The sequence below is a fragment of the Janthinobacterium sp. SUN137 genome (assembly GCF_030587265.1).
GTDB classification, from domain to species: Bacteria; Pseudomonadota; Gammaproteobacteria; order Burkholderiales; family Burkholderiaceae_D; genus Janthinobacterium; species Janthinobacterium kumbetense.
In genome coordinates, this window is sequence record NZ_JAPWHZ010000005.1 from 188,985 (window position 1) to 205,447 (window position 16,463).

Below are 16,463 nucleotides of genomic sequence, written 5' to 3' on the forward strand. Positions count from 1 at the left end.
GGCCGGCGCGGTCGTCTAGGCGACTCAGCGTCCGGCAAACTCGTTCAAATAGTTGACCAGGGCTTGCACGCCCTCGATCGGCATCGCGTTATAAATCGATGCACGCATGCCGCCGACGGACTTGTGGCCCTTCAGTTGCAGCAGGCCGCGCTGTTTCGCGCCGGCCAGGAATGCGTCGTTCAGACTTTCATCGCGCAGATAGAACGGGATGGTCATGCGCGAGCGGTATTCTGGGGCGACCCGGTTCTGGTAAAAGTCGTCCGCATCGAGCGCCGCGTACAGCAGCGCCGCTTTCTCAATATTACGCTGTTCCATGGCTGCAACGCCACCCTGGCGTTTGAGCCACTGGAAAACCAGGCCGGCGATATAGATGCCGTAGGTGGGCGGTGTGTTGTACATCGACTCATGTTCGGCCACGATGCTCCAGTCGAAGGCCGACGGGCAGATCGGCAGCGCCTTGCCCAGCAAGTCTTCGCGCACGATGACCAGGGTCAGGCCGGCCGGGCCGATATTTTTCTGCGCGCCGCCGAAGATGACGCCATATTGCGATACATCAATAACGCGCGACAAAATGTGCGACGACATGTCGGCCACGATGGTGGTCCCTGCCGGCACGCTCGGCGCCTGCTGGAATTCCACGCCGTCGATGGTTTCATTGGTGCAGATGTGCAGGTAGGCGGCGCCTGGCGTCAGCTGCCATTCGGCGACCGGCGGCACGCCCGTGAAACGGGCGGCCTTGGACGACGCGGCCACGTTGACGTTGGCGTACTTGGCCGCTTCCTGGATCGACTTGCCGGACCACGAGCCCGTGTGCACGAAGTCCACGGTGGCCGGCTGCTGCGCGGCCAGGCCCACCAGGTTCATCGGGATGATGGCGTTCTCGCCCAGGCCACCGCCCTGCAGGAACAGAATCTTGTAGTTGTCGGGCACGGCCAGCAGCTCGCGCAGGTCGGCCACTGCCTGCTGGTAGATGGAAATGAATTCGGGACCACGGTGGCTCATTTCCATCACCGACATGCCACTGCCATGCCAGTCCTGCATCTCGGCAGCCGCTTGCGCCAGCACTTCCTTGGGCAGGACGGCGGGGCCGGCGGAAAAATTGTAGATATGGGTCACGATACGGTCCTTGGCAAAATGGAAATCTTATTGGGGCGCCTGCGTGGCCGCCCGCATGACCTGGTCCAGCACCGCATTCACGCGCGGGATCAGCACGCGCTGGCTGATGGCCATCGATTCGGCAGACAGCTGCGGCATGGTGGCCAGCATCTTGCGGCCCAGCGGCGTCTTGTAGAAGGTCGTCAGCTGCTCGACTTCGGGCACCGTGTAAAAGCGCGCGTACAGGGGCACCATTTCGGCGGCCAGTTCGTCGATCAGGGTCGGGTCGGCCAGCACCTGTGTCAGGGTGGCGATGGCCAGGGGGATTTCTTCCTCGGCGCTGGCCAGCGCGCGCGCCTTGCGCTGCTCGTCCAGGTTCGGGTTGCTGCTGATTTGCTGCTGCGCCGACTGGCGGATCATGGCCGGCACCGATTGCAGCATCTGGTCGAAGATGTTGCGCGTCAGTTGCGGAAACTGCATCGCGTCGAGCATGCGCCGCACGGCCACCTTCATGGCGGGGCTGGGCGCCGCCTGGCGGGCGGGCGTGGCTTGCGTGCTCTGGGCCAGGGCCGGCAGGGTCGCAAGGAAGGCCAGCGAAAACGCGGCGAAGAAGGTGGCGACGATTTTTCTCATGGCATGCGGGACTTTACAAAAGCGGGGAACTATCTGGGGGTACGCAGGCTGGCGCCGCAACTGGCACGCCAACAGCAATTGGGGCTCCCGAAAGAGCCCCAATCATCTTACTCCGGCTGCGCCGGGTCGACAGGATCGGCCGGTTCAGCCGCTGCCGGCGCGGCCGCAGCCTCCTGGCCCGCCTCCGTCGTCAGCTCGACTTCGTCGATATCCGTCTCCACCACGCGCTGCAGGCCGGACAGCTTGGTGCCGTCTTCCACGGCGATCAGGGTCACGCCCTGCGTCGCGCGGCCCATCTCGCGGATTTCCGACACGCGGGTGCGGATCAATACGCCACCGGTGGTGATCAGCATGATTTCATCGCTGGTATCGACCAGGGTCGCGGCAACCACTTTACCGTTGCGCTCACTGGTCTGGATGGCGATCATGCCTTTCGTGCCACGGCCATGGCGCGTGTACTCGGTGATCGGCGTACGCTTGCCGTAGCCGTTTTCCGTGGCTGTCAGCACCGACTGCTGCTCGTTCTCGGCCACCAGCAAGGCGATCACGTGCTGGCCTTCTTCCAGGTTCATGCCGCGCACGCCGCGCGCCGTACGGCCCATCGGACGCACGTCGTTTTCGTCGAAGCGCACAGCCTTGCCCGAATCGGAGAACAGCATCACGTCGTGCTGGCCGTCGGTCAGCGCCGCGCCGATCAGGAAGTCGCCGTCGTCCAGGTCGACCGCGATGATGCCGGCCTTGCGTGGATTGCTGAAGTCCTTCAGCGGCGTCTTCTTGACGGTACCGAGGCTGGTCGACATGAACACATAATGGTCTTCCGGGAACGTACGGTTCTCGCCCGACAGCGGCAGGATCACGGTGATCTTTTCGTTGTCCTGCAGCGGGAACATGTTGACGATCGGCTTGCCGCGCGAATTGCGCGAGCCTTGCGGCACTTCCCACACCTTCAGCCAGTACATGCGGCCACGATCCGAGAAGCACAGGATGTAGTCGTGCGTGTTGGCGATGAACAGCTGGTCGATCCAGTCTTCCTCTTTCGTCGCCATGGCCTGCTTGCCGCGGCCGCCGCGCTTCTGCGCGCGGTATTCGGTGATCGGCTGGGCCTTCATGTAGCCCGTGTGCGACAGGGTCACGACCATGTCCTGCGGCGTGATCAGATCTTCCGTTTCCAGGTCGGTCGCGTTCAATTCGATCTGCGAGCGGCGCACATCCTTGTTGCCGGCGCCGTATTCGTTCTTCGCCGCCGTCATTTCGTCGGTGATGATGACGGTGACGCGTTCCGGCTTGGCCAGGATGTCGAGCAAGTCGGCGATATGTTCCATCACGTCCTTGTACTCGTTGACGATCTTGTCCTGTTCCAGGCCGGTCAGGCGCTGCAGGCGCATTTGCAGAATTTCCTGCGCCTGGTCGTCCGACAGCTTGTACAGGCCATCGCCCTGCATGCCATAGTGCTTCGGCAGGTTTTCCGGACGGTAGGCGTCGATGCCGCCTGGCGTCGAGCCGTCGCCCGTGCGGGCCAGCATTTCGCGCACGACGGACGAGTCCCAGGCCTTGGCCATCAGCTCGACCTTGGCGATCGGTGGCGTCGGCGCGGCCTTGATGATGGCGATGAAGTCATCGATGTTGGCCAGCGCGACAGCCAGGCCTTCCAATACGTGACCGCGTTCGCGCGCCTTGCGCAGTTCGAACACGGTGCGGCGCGTCACCACTTCGCGGCGGTGCGACAGGAAGCATTGCAGCATCTGCTTGAGGTTCAGCAGCTTCGGCTGGCCATCGACCAGGGCCACCATGTTCATGCCGAAGGTGTCTTGCAACTGGGTTTGCTTGTACAGGTTGTTCAGCACCACTTCCGGCACTTCGCCCCGTTTCAGCTCGATCACCACGCGCATGCCCGACTTGTCGGATTCGTCGCGGATGTCGGAAATGCCGTCGAGCTTCTTGTCGCGCACGTTTTCAGCGATGCGTTCCAGCAAGGATTTCTTGTTGACCTGGAATGGCAGCTCGTCGACGATGATGGCGATGCGGCCGCCATCCTTGCCGTATTCTTCGAAGTGGGTCTTGGCGCGCATGACGACGCGGCCGCGGCCAGTGCGGTAGCCGTCGCGCACGCCGGACACGCCATAGATGATGCCGGCCGTCGGGAAGTCCGGCGCCGGGATCAGCTCGATCAATTCATCGATCGTGCACTCGGGGTTGCGCAGCACGTGCAGCGCGCCGTCGATGACTTCGGTGATGTTGTGTGGCGGAATGTTCGTCGCCATGCCGACCGCGATACCGGACGAGCCATTGATCAGCAGGTTGGGGATACGCGTCGGCAAGACCGTCGGTTCCTTTTCCTTGCCATCGTAGTTGGGCTGGAAGTCGACGGTGTCCTTGTCGATATCGGCCAGCAGCTCGCTGGCGATCTTGTCCAGGCGGCACTCGGTGTAACGCATCGCCGCGGCGCCGTCGCCGTCGACGGAACCGAAGTTGCCCTGGCCATCGACGAGCATGTAGCGCAGCGAGAAATCCTGCGCCATGCGCACCAGCGTGTCGTAGATCGAGGCATCGCCGTGGGGATGGTATTTACCCATGGTTTCGCCGACCACGCGGGCGCACTTGACGTAAGGGCGGTTCCACACGTTGTTCATTTCATGCATCGCGAACAAGACGCGGCGGTGCACTGGCTTCAAGCCATCGCGCGCATCGGGCAAGGCGCGACCGACGATCACGCTCATGGCGTAATCGAGGTAGCTCTTGCGCATCTCTTCTTCGAGGGAAATAGGAATTGTTTCTTTTGCGAATTGATCCATTGGCGGTTCGACTGATCTCAGGCTGTGGTTAACTTATCTGTTACGCAATGTATGACGCAATACTGCATATCCTGGGTGGCTGTCGTCGTGGACGCCGCGCCGCGCGCTGCTGGCGCGGCCCGGCTTCCATGTCGCAGAGTGCCGGAACAAATCGGCGGGCTGGCGGCACGGTCAGTACGTGCACCGCAGTGGTACGAGCTGGCCATGCAGTGCCGCCGTGGGCATATGCCCGACACTCTTAACAGTCAAGCGCACGATTTTAGCATGCGCGCCCAGCTACCTGTACAAATTGGCCATACCAACAAGATTGGCAGTTTGCACGGGAGCCGTGCAGCCTGACCTTTCGATAATGCACAATGGCAATACCAGTTCAAGACACCTGCCCTTAAAAGAGGCAAAAAAAGCGATCAATTGTTACAGACGCGTTACAAATGGGCATTTTCGTTGCGCAAAAACAACGCGCGGTCTAAAATCGGGCAAGCTTTGATTTAACCACGGTCGTGCGCCCCTGATGCGTGTGGCAAAATGACTGGGAAGTTAATTGCTAGTTTCGCAATCTGAAACGAGCGCATATGGTCTACATGATAAAATCTTGGCACGTAGCACCAGTAGCGCAGTGTTGTTCTGCGGATATCACCCCCCGAAAGGAAAAAAGAATGAATAAATTTGTAACGCTGTTTTTCGCTGCATCCGCAGTGATTGCTGGCTCGGCTTCGGCCCAAACCCCAACCTCCCCACCATTCGCGCCAGTTACCACTGACATCAAAGCACCAAGCCCAAAAAGCGCTTACGTGCAAGATGCCCGCGGCGTGATCGTGCGTGACCCATTCGGCCTGTGCTGGCGTACCGGCTACTGGACACCTGCTGACGCAGTGCCAGGTTGCGACGTGCCACTGTGCGTAGAGCCAGAAACCCTGCAAGACGGCAAATGCGTGGCTCCTCCAGCACCAGTCGTACCAGCACCGGCACCAGTCGTTGTCGTACCAGTACCAGTCGTCGTTGCTCCTACCTCGGAAAAAGTCAGCTTCGCTGCTGATGCATTCTTCGATTTCGACAAAGCTACGCTGAAGCCAGAAGGCAAAGCCAAGCTGGACGAGCTGTCCGCACAACTGGGCGGCATCAACCTGGAAGTCATCATCGCTGTGGGTCACACCGACTCCGTCGGCACCGATGCTTACAACCAAAAACTGTCGGTACGTCGTGCTGATGCTGTCAAAGCCTACCTGGTCACCAAAGGCGTTGAAAGCAACCGCGTGTACACCGAAGGCAAAGGCGAAAAACAACCTGTTGCTGATAACAAAACTGCCGAAGGCCGTGCGAAAAACCGTCGCGTGGAAATCGAAGTTGTTGGTACCCGCAACAAGTAATAGCTGACCCCCTGGACTTGCCGCAAGTCATCGCGCAAGTCAAGAACAGCATGAAAAACCCCGCCACGGCGGGGTTTTTTTTCGTCCGTGGCTGCCCAATTGTAAAATTGCCGCTATTATTCGACCTATGAACGCCGACCCTCTCGAAATCCAAAAATTCAGTGAGCTGGCCCACCGCTGGTGGGACCCCACTTCCGAGTTTCGTCCCCTGCACGAAATTAACCCCCTGCGCCTGGAATGGATCAACGCGAAAGTGCCGCTGGCCGGCAAGCGCGTGATCGACATCGGCTGCGGCGGCGGTATCCTGGCCGAATCGATGGCCCGCAAGGGTGCCGACGTGACGGGCATCGACCTGTCCGACAAGGCTTTGAAAGTGGCCGACCTGCACAGCCTGGAATCGGGCGCCAAGGTGCGCTACAAGCTGATCGCCGCCGAAGCCATGGCCGAGGAAGAGGCAGGCCAGTACGACGTCGTCACCTGCATGGAAATGCTCGAGCACGTGCCGGACCCCGCCGCCATCGTCAAGGCTTGCGCCGCGCTGGTGAAACCGGGCGGCCACGTATTCCTGTCGACCCTGAACCGCAACCCGAAAGCGTACCTGTTCGCCATCCTGGGCGCCGAATACCTGCTGCGCCTGCTGCCGAAAGGCACGCATGACTATGACAAATTCATCACCCCGTCCGAGCTGTCGCAATACGTGCGCAGCGCCAGCCTGGACGTCAACAGCATGCGCGGCATGGGCTACAATCCGCTGACCAAGATTTACTCACTTAATAGCGATACCAGCGTCAATTATCTGGTGGCCTGCACCCGGCCGGTGTAACCATCACGCACAATACAAGGCGGCTGCGGCCGCCATTTTTCATTCCTACTTGACACACTTTGTCCGCCATGATCACTGACCATCTGCCAGCCCCGCGCGCCATCCTGTTCGACCTCGACGGCACCCTGGCCGACACCGCGCCCGACCTGGCGGCGGCCATCAACCTGCTGCGCGCGCGCGCCGGCCTGGCGCCGACCCCGTATGACGTCCTGCGCCCCACGGCCTCGGCCGGCGCGCGCGGCATGATAGTCGCGTCCTACGGCATCGGCCCAGGCGAAAGCGGCTACGAAGCCCTGAAAGACGGCTTTCTGAACAATTACGAAGCGGCCCTGGCCGTGGAAAGCCGCCTGTTCGACGGCATCCCTGCCCTGCTGGAAGGCCTGCAAGCGCTGGGCCTGGCCTGGGGCGTGGTCACCAACAAGGCCGCCCGCTTCACCGACCCGCTGGTGGGCCAGATCGGCCTGGGCGCCGCCGGCTGCGTGATCTCGGGCGACACCATGTCCCACCCGAAGCCGCACCCCGCCCCCCTGCTGGAAGCGGCGCGCCGCCTGGACCTGGCGCCGGCAGATTGCTGGTACGTGGGCGACGACCTGCGCGACATCCAGGCCGGCCGCGCCGCCGGCATGCGCACGGTGGCCTGCGCCTGGGGCTACTGCGGCCCCGTCGAACCGCAGCACTGGAACGCCGACCACCTGCTGGATACCCCGCATGCGCTGCTCGAGCTGGTCAGCGCGGTGGTGAAGGCGGCGCAGGCGCGGCAATTGGCGGCATAAATCGGCCTGCGCTTGATCTGGCACGCCAGCAAGCGAATGCACCATGCAAGAGTGGGCGGATTGCGCTACAATAAAGGTTCTGTGGGGACGACCTGGTTTCGACGTGGGTTGCAAAGCAGCGCAGGGCATACCGAGGGCGGGCTACCTCGTAAATACAACCTGAAAAAACTTAACTGCAAACGATAACTCGTACGCACTGGCAGCTTAATCGCTGTTAGCTCTAGAACACCTCGTCCCTGGGGTGGGCCGTCAAAAGCTCTAGAGTCATTTACAGGGACTCGTCGTATGCTGGGTTACTTAGCGTCCGACTAAATAATAGGTAACTCGCTTGCCCATAACGTGCACATCCGTGCTGGCTGAGTTAAATTAAATGATAGTGCTAAGTATGTAGAACTGTCTGTGGAGTGCTTGCGGACGCGGGTTCGATTCCCGCCGTCTCCACCACCGAATTGTTTAGAATCAAGTAGTTGCAAAAGAGAAAGCTGTCATTTGTTGGTGTATTTTGGGGCTATTTAAGCACTAGAATGACAACACAATGACAGCTTTTTTTTGGCCTAATAAAACATCCAGTAGCTCTCGGGCAGAGCCGAAGTTGCTATTTCGTCACGCGCATCCTGACGGACAAGTATTGGCCCCCCTGTCCCATCTGATGCATGTTTGACGTAGATTAAATACAAAGTGCTAGCATAGAATAACCTGCAAGCGTTGTCGAGATACACTATTAAACCTGCGCAAAAAGTTACAATATGTGAACTTTGGCGTTGGTCGACAGTGATAGACTTGCTTGAATCGCACTGCTGCGGTTTACAATCATTGTGTCAATTTAAGGTGGAGGAAAATGAACATTCGCATCCCGAAGAATAGATGGGAAGCCTTGGTCAGGCTCGCTGATATGTCAGCTGACGCTGTCAAGATTTTATTTGCCGAATTGGCAAAAGTACCTCCTCAAAAATTCGGTCCCGATTTACCCGATCAGATAGCAGAGAGTCTTAAAGGAAGTGGAATTGAAAATGTCTCCGTAATAGCAGATACGCTATTCTCGTTGATTCCCTTGCTAATTTCATCTGGCAAACCTGTAAACGAGGTTGTAGAAGAGTTATTGAATGCAATCCGAAACCAGGCTCCTTCCGGAAAAAATCTAGAAGAAGATAAAATAGAGCAACTTCGCGCAAATCTTCAAAAGCTATTACGTGTCCCATCTATATACATGGGAGCGAAAGCAACCAGTGTACTTACCGACAACCAATCTAATTTTCTGAGTGCACGGATACTGACTGATGTAAGACCTGTTTTTGAGTTGGAATCTACTGATGTGGCCGCTGCAGTTATTCTTCATAACTTGAAAATCAGCTTCGCATCACAAGGAGATAGTGAACGTGAGTTTTTTGTCTCTATGGATGCCGTTGACGTGCAAAGTCTAATTTCCACTTTACAGCGAGCCCAGCAAAAAGCGGATAAACTTCAGAAAATTTTTAATGAGACCAACTTATTATTAATTAATCCGGAGCGTATATGAGCGCGCTTGCCCAACGAACCTATCAAGCTTATTTTGATAAGAGGGAATGGTCGAATGGATCAATTCATAGTGAATGCACTGATGAAAATGGAGAATTTAATCTCCAACAATTCACTTACGACGAATGCAACGATGGTGAAATTGGATATAACGTTGAAAGTTGCTCAGCGGTTTCATCTCTGGCACTTACCGATCTTGCACTGGGCCTCAATTATTTTATTTCTTCGCCAACATTGCACTCTCATTACAGAAGTGCATCTGCCACTCCTTGGGTCGCAATAAAGAAAACTTTCCAACCACTAATCGTTGTTCCTATTACTAGAACTGAAGACTTGGCGGTTAAATTTTCCGTTTTGACCGAGTTATGGAGAAAAGATACTGAGTTTTCCTCCTCACCCGTAAGTATTGTCGAGCATGCAGCATATCGAGAAATCGTAAGCTGGGGCATGCGCGCCCTTCCTTTGATTCTTCGCGATTTAGAATTAAATGGCGGATACTGGTTCCAAGCACTACAAGAACTCACCAATATAAATCCTGTCCATCCTTCAGATGCAGGAAGGATAAAAAAAATGAAAGAAGCTTGGCTAAACTGGGGTCGTGAAAACAAGTTAATTTAATTAAAATAAAATGATAAAGAGTCCAAAATTTCCAAATTTAAATCCAAACAACCATGCTATCACCAGTCCACAAACGGAAGACTATAACTGCATAGGATGGGCGGCAGGAGACGTTGACCGTGTTTGGTGGCCTGTTAATCATCCATTGGGTTACTGGCCATTGCCTATACCTCCCGAATCAACGGTGCAAGCATTCATTGCAGCGTTCGCAACTTTGGGTTATAGACAATGTGCCAATGGAGATTTCGAAGCCAACTATGAGAAAGTTGTTTTGTACGTTGATGGGAGAAAAAAGCCAACTCATATGGCTCGTCAACTACGTGACGGCAATTGGACTAGCAAACTTGGTCCATCTTTTGACATTAGGCACTCCACACCAGCGGCTGTAAACGGCAGTGAATATGGCACCGTACATACATTCATGAAACGCCCATATCAACAAGCCATTTAGTTCATTTTATTTGAAAGGCCCACGTATGTGGGCTTTTTACTTTGTGCTTCAATTGAAGTGTCGGGGTCAGGCCCGACATTTTGACACAGCCTCAGCTTTTATAGAACTGGCGTCGTGGAATTCAACCTGCTTCGGAGCACAAAGCTATTAAGCTTTTGTCCGATTGCCAGTGTTCGTTTGCTCGCAGAATTGACCCACTCTGTTTGACCCGCCTTCCACTGCCTGGCAAACGCTGCCACGCGGTCGTATGACCCTGCATAGCCCAGCTCTTTCAGGTCCTCATGGATCTGCTTCAAATTGCGCCGCTGCTTACGCGGCTTAGTCGTCTCAGTCTTGAGCCACCCGGATAGCTGCACCGAGTATTTGTCTAATCCGCTAACTGATCGCCGCTCCGCATAGGAGGGCTCAGTGGTTTCCGATCGCAGATAGCGTCGGACGGTATTGCGAGAGATATCCAGTCGCCTGGCGATTTCTCGTATTGGGATCTGGTCACGAAGGTGCCAGCGTCGAATGATACCGAGTAGAGCCACGTTGATCACTCCGATCTCCTGCCGATAAGACAGGTGGAATTGTGCTACTAACGTGGGTCAGATTCCGTTGCAAATTCGTGGGGAAAGTGGGTCAATTTTCAGTGCAACTTAACAGGGGACGCCCCGCAGTCGAATAAGTTTGCATCTCAACACTCCATTTGTAGGGTTGCGAAAAGAGTACCATGGTTGCGCACCGGTGCTTTGTACATATTGATGACGTTATTGAGAGGCGAGACTGACTCAACCGCGATCCTCTACCGGTCGACCGGTGGAGCGCCCGAGAACGCCAAACGTTATCTGCTGCAGATGTGGTGTCATGAGGTTCTAAACGCCCACTGGGCAGAGGCTGCATAATGACAATGTGATTCCAACCTAAGCGCGGAAACCCGCATAATTGTTCAAATTCCGTGAGTTCGATTCCCGCCGTCTCCACCACTGAATAAATAAAAAGGGCTTCCCCGTTTTGGCGGGGAGGCCCTTTCTATTTATTCCATGCATGCAGAGCGCGGGCGTCGAATCCGCGTCCGGTACGGGCGCGGGGGTTTTGCGGGGGACGAGCACTGCTCGTCCGATAGCCGCAAAACCGGGTTGCGCTTGCAAGCGCAACCCTCTCCGATTCGTCTGACTAGGTTTTGCGCCGCAGGCGGTTTTTCCTAGCGACAACATGAACTGCTCAGGCCGTGTACGAATGGCGGACCTGCCCCTCGCCCTTTAGCCGGTAAAATCATACGCAAAGGTGGCCTGGCAAGCCACGCCGGCGCGAGAAAAAAATAGCAAGCAAGACTACAAACACGGCCAGCGAGCCATATTCAGCAAAGACAAGACTATCCAAGTAACCAAGCAGCAAGGCCACCTGATCGGGCACAATATCGAGGCCTTGGCAGAGAAACCCCAACCATGAAAATTGCTCGCCTCCTTTCCTCCAGTTTCCTCGTGCTAGCCGTAGCCCTCGTCGCCTATGGTCTTTTCGGCCTCTCCCGTTTTGCCTGGTACACCGGCGCATACTACGATGAGCGCATGATCTTGTTCGACCACGGCTTCTATCCTTTTGCGTGGGGTATCGCGCTGCTGCTGATGGGACAAATCGCCCGCTTGCACCATCGTCGACCGGCCATGCTTCTCGCCGCGGGTGCCGCACTGTTGCTCCTTGTCTGGAAACGAGCAACCGTGCCCGGTGCCATCACCAATCAGCAACTTTTCCCCGATCCAGCTTTACTGGAGGGAATGATTGTTACCGCTGTCGTGGTCTTCGTTTTGGCGCTGATAGACCGCCCCGTCGAACAAGCCATCCGCAAAGCTCTTGCTCGTACCCGGTGACCGGTCGCCCCCATTACTCCCCACACACCGCCCCACCCACCGCTCCCCCGATACTCAAGCCCGTCGACAAATCGAAACCAAAATCACAGCGATAGCCATCTTTCGGACGATGCCGGCACAGCAGCATGTCACGATTGCGAATGCGTATTTGCAGGTCGGGGCAGCCATCGCGCATATCCGGCCCGATGGCGTCAAACATGTCTTTTGCAGCGGCTCCCGTCAAACGAAACGCAACTTTGGTATCGCCCGCAACCGGTGCCACGGCATCGTCGAGATATGCGCCATAAATCGCGTACGCCCCTGAAAAATCCTTTTGCACGAATTCCCATACGGCCCTGGCCTGGTGCGCCAACAACAAGCACAGTAGCGCGACGAATAGCAGGCTAGCGCGCCTCAGCATACGGAGCCGCCGATGCTGCGCCCGGTCACCAGATCAAAGCCAAAGTCGCAATGATGGCCATCACGGGGATGATAGGAACAGCGCACTTCCGCCCGCTGGCGCAGGCGATATTCGCCATCCGCGCCGCATGCGTTGCGCAAGTCCGGCCCCATCGCATCGAATAGCTGCTTTGCCGCCTTGCCATCGATCCAGAATGCAATGCGCTTGTCTTTACCGGTCGACGGTTGCGGATCGCTCAGGCCTCCGCTATAGATGGCATAGCGGCCTTTGATTGACTGGTAAGAAAATAACCATTTGGGAGCGGACTGAGCCATGGCCATAGCAACGACAAGGAGCGGAAAAACAGCGAGAAGGCGTTTCATGTCATCCGTCCCGCTATTTAATCGTGATGTGAAAATGGTCGTCGTGATGTATGAGTGGTCTTATCCGGGGGATAGTAGGGTCATTAAAATAAATAACTTGGACAAAGCTGAATTCAAAAAATATGCGGATTAGCTGCGCCGTTGCATCGCGATCATATTGCGTGTCAAACCTTGTCACCACGCGCTCCATTTTATCTTTGCGAAACAATCGGACGTCGACATCTTTTCCGCTTCGATGGCTCGCATGGTTATGGTAAACAACGCCATCAGCCAGGCTGATATTTCCAAAACCAATTTTCCGGCTATCGATACCTTGCCATTGATGCTCGACCAAAAATAGTAGCGAAAGTAACTTGGGATGGGCATATTGTCCGGCACCATTGGGCGGTGTGCCATAGGTGTAATATCCCGCGCCTTCCGGTCTTTGCGGAAGATTAAAGTAGCCGCGTGCATCCCTTGGCTGCAATTCCAGCATGCGTGCTCCTGAATGTAACATCCCAGCGCTCAGTTCAAACCATGGCAACAAACAGTGCTCGCTGCACATCTTGATGCAGATGTTACGCACCGACGTCCCTGGCAGGAATCCTCGCGCCACGCAAAGAAATCTGCACACTCGACAATTTTTGCCGTTATACATCTTCTGAGCATTGCGAAGGATCAAATCCCTGTACGTTGATGGCGTTATCGCTAATTGCAGCCATGACGTTGAACCAGCACAAGGGTACCCCGCGCCACTTTGAGACTAAAGAACCTCCCCCAGCAAATACCCCATCGCCCTCCGATACTTCTCCACCCTCTCCAAATCCTTCCGCGTCGGCTCCCCTATCCTCGACAAATCGCTGTTCTCGGCCAGATCCGCCAGCTTGACGGCCTTGCCGACCGGATTCAGGGCCGCGCGGGCGATGAAATCGTCGTACGATTCGCCCGCGATCTTGGTCACGCCGCGCACGCCGTCGATGACTTCCCGGGAAAATCCTTCGCGCGCCAGGTCGTCGAAGGTGATTTTTCCATCGCTGTCTTCCACCACATCATGCAATACGGCGACAATTTGCTGGGCGCCAGGGGCGACGCGCAGCATGACGCGCAAGGGGTGGAGTATGTATGGCGCGCCGCCCTTGTCCGTCTGGCCGGCATGGGTGGCGGCGGCGATTTCAATCGCGCGTTCCAGGGTGCCGCGTCTTGCGTGTTCACTCATGTTTATTCCTTGTTCACTCCACGTTGGTTGCTGACCCCGTTGTGCGCCAGCCGCGGCGCTGCAAATGGCAAACGCTGCTGCACAGCAAGGCTGGCACCAGTAAATTGAACACCGGTATCAGCATCAGCAAGCACAGCAGCAGGCCCAGGGCAGCAATCGCCGGACGCTGTGCGCGGCGCAACGCCGCTTGCTGTTCTGCGCCGAGCACGTCTTCGGCCGCCGCGCCGTAAAGCATCTGCACGTTCCAGGCCAGCAAGTACGAGACCAGCACGCACATGGCCCACACGGGGATCAGCAGGGAAAGCAGCAGCAACAGGCGCCGCCAGACAGGGCGCGGGGCGGACAGCTCCAGGCCGGCCGGCGCTTGCCACGGGGCATAGCGGCGTGCCGCCACAGCCTTGGCCCGTTCCAGCAACAGCCAGCGCAGCGGCAGGCGCGCCGTACCGATGGCGCCGACGATAAAGACCATGACATAGAACAAGGTGGCCAGCGCCAGCAAGGCCAGGGCGATCTGGCCGATCGACAGCAGGGCCTTGGCGGCGCTGCCCAGGCCGCCGGCGATATTGCCCATCTGCGAGAGCGTGGCAGGCCCGTTGGCCAGTGTCCCGACGCCATCCATCACGCCCAGGCCCAGCAAGCCGGTAACCGACACCAGCGCCAGCATGGCGCTCAGCTCGACAAAAAAACGGCCGAAGCAGCCATACAACCCCAGCCACAGGGCCACGACCGCCATGCACCACAGCGCGGAGCGCCACCACAGCCCCGCATGACGCGCATCGCGCACTCCCAGGCCGATGCACGTGAAGGCTTCCCGCCAGGCCAGCAGCCAGGTTTGCAATGTTTGTGTCACGCTCAGGCGTACTCCGCAATGAAGGGGCGGATACGTCGATCCGGATGTTGCCGATTGTACATGGATCAGCCTGGCGCACGCGCCCCGCCCTCCGCCGTCAGCAATCGCTATCGAAACGCAAAAGCAGTCGCGGCCCGCTCGGCAGGTTCGCAAGGCGAGGCATAACAGACTTGATTTCTGCCGGATGCCTTGGCCTTGTACAGTGCCGTATCAGCAAGTTCAACCAGTTCGACCGCCTGGTTTTCCAGGTGCGTCGGCATGAAAGCCGCCACGCCGACGCTGACCGTCACCACGCCAAGGGGATTGCCCCGATGCTCGACGCCCAGCGATTGCGCTGCCTGGCGAACGCCTTCCGCCACCGCCAGGGCGCCCGGCAAATCCGTTCCAGGCAATAAAATGACCATTTCCTCGCCACCATAGCGTGCCGCCAGGTCGCCCGGCCGGCGCATGCTGTAGCCGACCACTTTGCCGATTTTTCTCAGGCACTCGTCGCCGGCCACATGGCCATAGATATCGTTGTATTGCTTGAAGAAGTCGACATCGATCAACACCAGCGCAAGCGAGCCGTCTTCACGCTGTGCACGGCTGAACTCGGCAAGCAGCGACTGGTCGAAGTGGCGCCGGTTCGCCAGCCCCGTCAATCCATCCTGGTTGGCAAGGCGGGCCAGGGTTTCATTGATCAATTCCAGCTCATTGCGCGCCTCGAGCAATCCAGCCTCGCTCTTGACCCGCAAATCGATTTGCCGCACCACGCGGTATCCGATGAAGGCAATCAGCAGCACCAGCACGCCACCCACCGCGTTCTGTAAAATCGTGTCGAGACGCCACGAAGCGAGGACTTCATCCTGTGACAGTGCGGCAGAGACCACCAGCGGATATTCCTCGACCCTTCGATAGCTATTGATACGCGTCACGCCATCGACGCCCGACTTGATCACGGCCGTGCCAACGGGACTTTTGGGCAAATAATCGTGGAACACGGGGAATTGCGAAATATCGCGTCCCAACAGGCTTTCATCGAAAGGCCTTCGCAATAAAAGAATGCCTTTTCCATTCGCAATGAAAATGGCGCCTTTTTTCCCTATCGAAAAGCGTTCATAAAACAGCCTGAAATAATTCATGTCGATGGTCGCCAGCGCCACGCCGCCGAAACTTCCGTCGGGCATATTGATTCGCCGCGATACCGTGACTATCCATTGCCCCGTTGATTTGCTGCGCACGGGAGGCCCGACATAGGGCCCCCTGTCCTCATGCGTTCGATGGTAGTTGAAATAATCTCGATCAGAATTATTCAGATTGCTCAACAGCGTTTTCTGCGAATTCACGAGCCAGCTGCCATCCCTCGCATAGATGAAGATGCCGTGTAACTGGCGCAGCTCGGCGACACGGGCGACCAGCAATTTGTGCATGCGGGCCAATTCGCTATCGGAAACACCGTCTGTTTCCACCCGCTCCACCAGTCCGACCAGCACCGTATCGGCTTCCTTGATGGTGTCATAGGCATGCTGCGCAACAGATTGCGCCAGATTGGCGCTTTCGCGGGCCGCCTCACTCAGCTGCACTTCCCGTGCGCGCAAGGTCATCCAGAACTGGATCGCCAGGAGCGACAGGCACACCAGCACGACAAATGAGATGGCCAGCGGCAGCAAGGAAAATCCACGGAAACCTGCTCCCAACAAGCGTGGCGGCAAGCTGCGTGACCTGATCATGGCGACACTCCCGGATTGACATGCCGCAAAGTG

16 protein-coding genes, 1 other RNA gene and 1 pseudogene are annotated in these 16,463 nt (G+C 57.1%); 8 read left to right on the forward strand and 10 right to left on the reverse strand.

Annotated features, from left to right (window positions below):
* Nucleotides 1–24 precede the first annotated feature (24 nt).
* From serC to gyrA, 3 genes are all read right to left on the reverse strand, one after another.
* Nucleotides 25–1,116 carry a 3-phosphoserine/phosphohydroxythreonine transaminase gene (serC, locus tag O3298_RS24870; RefSeq protein ID WP_305060786.1) on the reverse strand — a complete coding sequence of 364 codons (1,092 nt, stop codon included), beginning with the start codon at nucleotides 1,114–1,116 and terminating at the stop codon, nucleotides 25–27.
* 27 nt (nucleotides 1,117–1,143) lie between these two features.
* Entirely contained in the window at nucleotides 1,144–1,728 is a 585-nt protein-coding gene (locus O3298_RS24875) for a DUF2059 domain-containing protein (RefSeq protein ID WP_289906215.1), read from the reverse strand.
* Between the two features lie 107 nt (nucleotides 1,729–1,835).
* The gene (gyrA, locus tag O3298_RS24880; RefSeq protein WP_251349945.1) at nucleotides 1,836–4,520 is read right to left on the reverse strand and encodes a DNA gyrase subunit A; all 2,685 of its coding nucleotides are present in this window, start codon (nucleotides 4,518–4,520) and stop codon (nucleotides 1,836–1,838) included.
* Between the two features lie 656 nt (nucleotides 4,521–5,176).
* On the opposite strand from gyrA, the gene ompA reads away from it, so the two are divergent.
* From ompA to O3298_RS24915, 7 genes are all read left to right on the forward strand, one after another.
* Nucleotides 5,177–5,887, forward strand: a complete 711-nt coding sequence (gene ompA, locus O3298_RS24885) for an outer membrane protein OmpA (protein ID WP_034782001.1) — start codon at nucleotides 5,177–5,179, stop codon at nucleotides 5,885–5,887.
* A gap of 127 nt (nucleotides 5,888–6,014) precedes the next feature.
* Nucleotides 6,015–6,710: a bifunctional 2-polyprenyl-6-hydroxyphenol methylase/3-demethylubiquinol 3-O-methyltransferase UbiG gene (ubiG, locus tag O3298_RS24890; protein WP_305060787.1), complete on the forward strand. Its 696-nt coding sequence runs from the start codon at nucleotides 6,015–6,017 to the stop codon at nucleotides 6,708–6,710.
* 68 nt (nucleotides 6,711–6,778) lie between these two features.
* Complete coding sequence (locus O3298_RS24895; protein WP_305054426.1) at nucleotides 6,779–7,483, forward strand: HAD family hydrolase; 705 nt, start codon at nucleotides 6,779–6,781, stop codon at nucleotides 7,481–7,483.
* Between the two features lie 83 nt (nucleotides 7,484–7,566).
* Nucleotides 7,567–7,927, forward strand: a transfer-messenger RNA (tmRNA) gene (ssrA, locus tag O3298_RS24900).
* 394 nt (nucleotides 7,928–8,321) lie between these two features.
* Nucleotides 8,322–8,999 (forward strand): hypothetical protein, encoded by a 678-nt coding sequence (locus O3298_RS24905; RefSeq protein ID WP_305060788.1) that lies wholly within the window; start codon nucleotides 8,322–8,324, stop codon nucleotides 8,997–8,999.
* Complete coding sequence (locus O3298_RS24910) at nucleotides 8,996–9,616, forward strand: hypothetical protein (protein WP_305060789.1); 621 nt, start codon at nucleotides 8,996–8,998, stop codon at nucleotides 9,614–9,616. Before O3298_RS24905 ends, O3298_RS24910 begins: the two co-directional genes overlap by 4 nt.
* Nucleotides 9,617–9,626: 10 nt before the next feature.
* Nucleotides 9,627–10,067 carry a hypothetical protein gene (locus O3298_RS24915; protein WP_305060790.1) on the forward strand — a complete coding sequence of 147 codons (441 nt, stop codon included), beginning with the start codon at nucleotides 9,627–9,629 and terminating at the stop codon, nucleotides 10,065–10,067.
* A 212-nt stretch (nucleotides 10,068–10,279) separates the two neighbouring features.
* On the opposite strand, the pseudogene O3298_RS24920 reads toward O3298_RS24915, so the two are convergent.
* A pseudogene (locus tag O3298_RS24920) lies at nucleotides 10,280–10,606 on the reverse strand (helix-turn-helix domain-containing protein); the annotation flags it as partial.
* An 888-nt stretch (nucleotides 10,607–11,494) separates the two neighbouring features.
* Between O3298_RS24920 and O3298_RS24925 the strand changes: the two are divergent.
* Nucleotides 11,495–11,914: a hypothetical protein gene (locus O3298_RS24925; RefSeq protein WP_099665155.1), complete on the forward strand. Its 420-nt coding sequence runs from the start codon at nucleotides 11,495–11,497 to the stop codon at nucleotides 11,912–11,914.
* Nucleotides 11,915–11,927: 13 nt separating this feature from the next.
* On the opposite strand, the gene O3298_RS24930 is transcribed toward O3298_RS24925, so the two are convergent.
* From O3298_RS24930 to O3298_RS24955, 6 genes are all read right to left on the reverse strand, one after another.
* Complete coding sequence (locus O3298_RS24930; RefSeq protein WP_305060791.1) at nucleotides 11,928–12,233, reverse strand: hypothetical protein; 306 nt, start codon at nucleotides 12,231–12,233, stop codon at nucleotides 11,928–11,930.
* 74 nt (nucleotides 12,234–12,307) lie between these two features.
* Nucleotides 12,308–12,676 carry a hypothetical protein gene (locus O3298_RS24935; protein ID WP_289899977.1) on the reverse strand — a complete coding sequence of 123 codons (369 nt, stop codon included), beginning with the start codon at nucleotides 12,674–12,676 and terminating at the stop codon, nucleotides 12,308–12,310.
* A 13-nt stretch (nucleotides 12,677–12,689) separates the two neighbouring features.
* On the reverse strand, nucleotides 12,690–13,151 hold the full coding sequence (locus O3298_RS24940) for a penicillin-insensitive murein endopeptidase (protein ID WP_305060792.1): 462 nt from the start codon (nucleotides 13,149–13,151) through the stop codon (nucleotides 12,690–12,692).
* Nucleotides 13,152–13,418: 267 nt separating this feature from the next.
* Nucleotides 13,419–13,871, reverse strand: coding sequence for a GTP pyrophosphokinase (locus O3298_RS24945; RefSeq protein ID WP_305060793.1), 453 nt, complete (start codon nucleotides 13,869–13,871; stop codon nucleotides 13,419–13,421).
* A gap of 13 nt (nucleotides 13,872–13,884) precedes the next feature.
* Nucleotides 13,885–14,721 (reverse strand): hypothetical protein, encoded by an 837-nt coding sequence (locus O3298_RS24950; protein ID WP_305060794.1) that lies wholly within the window; start codon nucleotides 14,719–14,721, stop codon nucleotides 13,885–13,887.
* A gap of 107 nt (nucleotides 14,722–14,828) precedes the next feature.
* The gene (locus O3298_RS24955) at nucleotides 14,829–16,430 is read right to left on the reverse strand and encodes a sensor domain-containing diguanylate cyclase (protein ID WP_305060795.1); all 1,602 of its coding nucleotides are present in this window, start codon (nucleotides 16,428–16,430) and stop codon (nucleotides 14,829–14,831) included.
* Nucleotides 16,431–16,463: the final 33 nt, after the last annotated feature.

Bases quoted from the DNA above. Each gene is read 5' to 3' on its own strand.
- O3298_RS24875 (WP_289906215.1), bottom strand. From the start codon at position 1,728: ATGAGAAAAATCGTCGCCACCTTCTTCGCCGCGTTTTCGCTGGCCTTC.
- gyrA (WP_251349945.1), bottom strand. From the start codon at position 4,520: ATGGATCAATTCGCAAAAGAAACAATTCCTATTTCCCTCGAAGAAGAG.
- ompA (WP_034782001.1), top strand. From the start codon at position 5,177: ATGAATAAATTTGTAACGCTGTTTTTCGCTGCATCCGCAGTGATTGCT.
- ubiG (WP_305060787.1), top strand. From the start codon at position 6,015: ATGAACGCCGACCCTCTCGAAATCCAAAAATTCAGTGAGCTGGCCCAC.
- O3298_RS24895 (WP_305054426.1), top strand. From the start codon at position 6,779: ATGATCACTGACCATCTGCCAGCCCCGCGCGCCATCCTGTTCGACCTC.
- O3298_RS24905 (WP_305060788.1), top strand. From the start codon at position 8,322: ATGAACATTCGCATCCCGAAGAATAGATGGGAAGCCTTGGTCAGGCTC.
- O3298_RS24910 (WP_305060789.1), top strand. From the start codon at position 8,996: ATGAGCGCGCTTGCCCAACGAACCTATCAAGCTTATTTTGATAAGAGG.
- O3298_RS24915 (WP_305060790.1), top strand. From the start codon at position 9,627: ATGATAAAGAGTCCAAAATTTCCAAATTTAAATCCAAACAACCATGCT.
- O3298_RS24925 (WP_099665155.1), top strand. From the start codon at position 11,495: ATGAAAATTGCTCGCCTCCTTTCCTCCAGTTTCCTCGTGCTAGCCGTA.
- O3298_RS24935 (WP_289899977.1), bottom strand. From the start codon at position 12,676: ATGAAACGCCTTCTCGCTGTTTTTCCGCTCCTTGTCGTTGCTATGGCC.
- O3298_RS24940 (WP_305060792.1), bottom strand. From the start codon at position 13,151: ATGCTGGAATTGCAGCCAAGGGATGCACGCGGCTACTTTAATCTTCCG.
- O3298_RS24945 (WP_305060793.1), bottom strand. From the start codon at position 13,871: ATGAGTGAACACGCAAGACGCGGCACCCTGGAACGCGCGATTGAAATC.
- O3298_RS24955 (WP_305060795.1), bottom strand. From the start codon at position 16,430: ATGATCAGGTCACGCAGCTTGCCGCCACGCTTGTTGGGAGCAGGTTTC.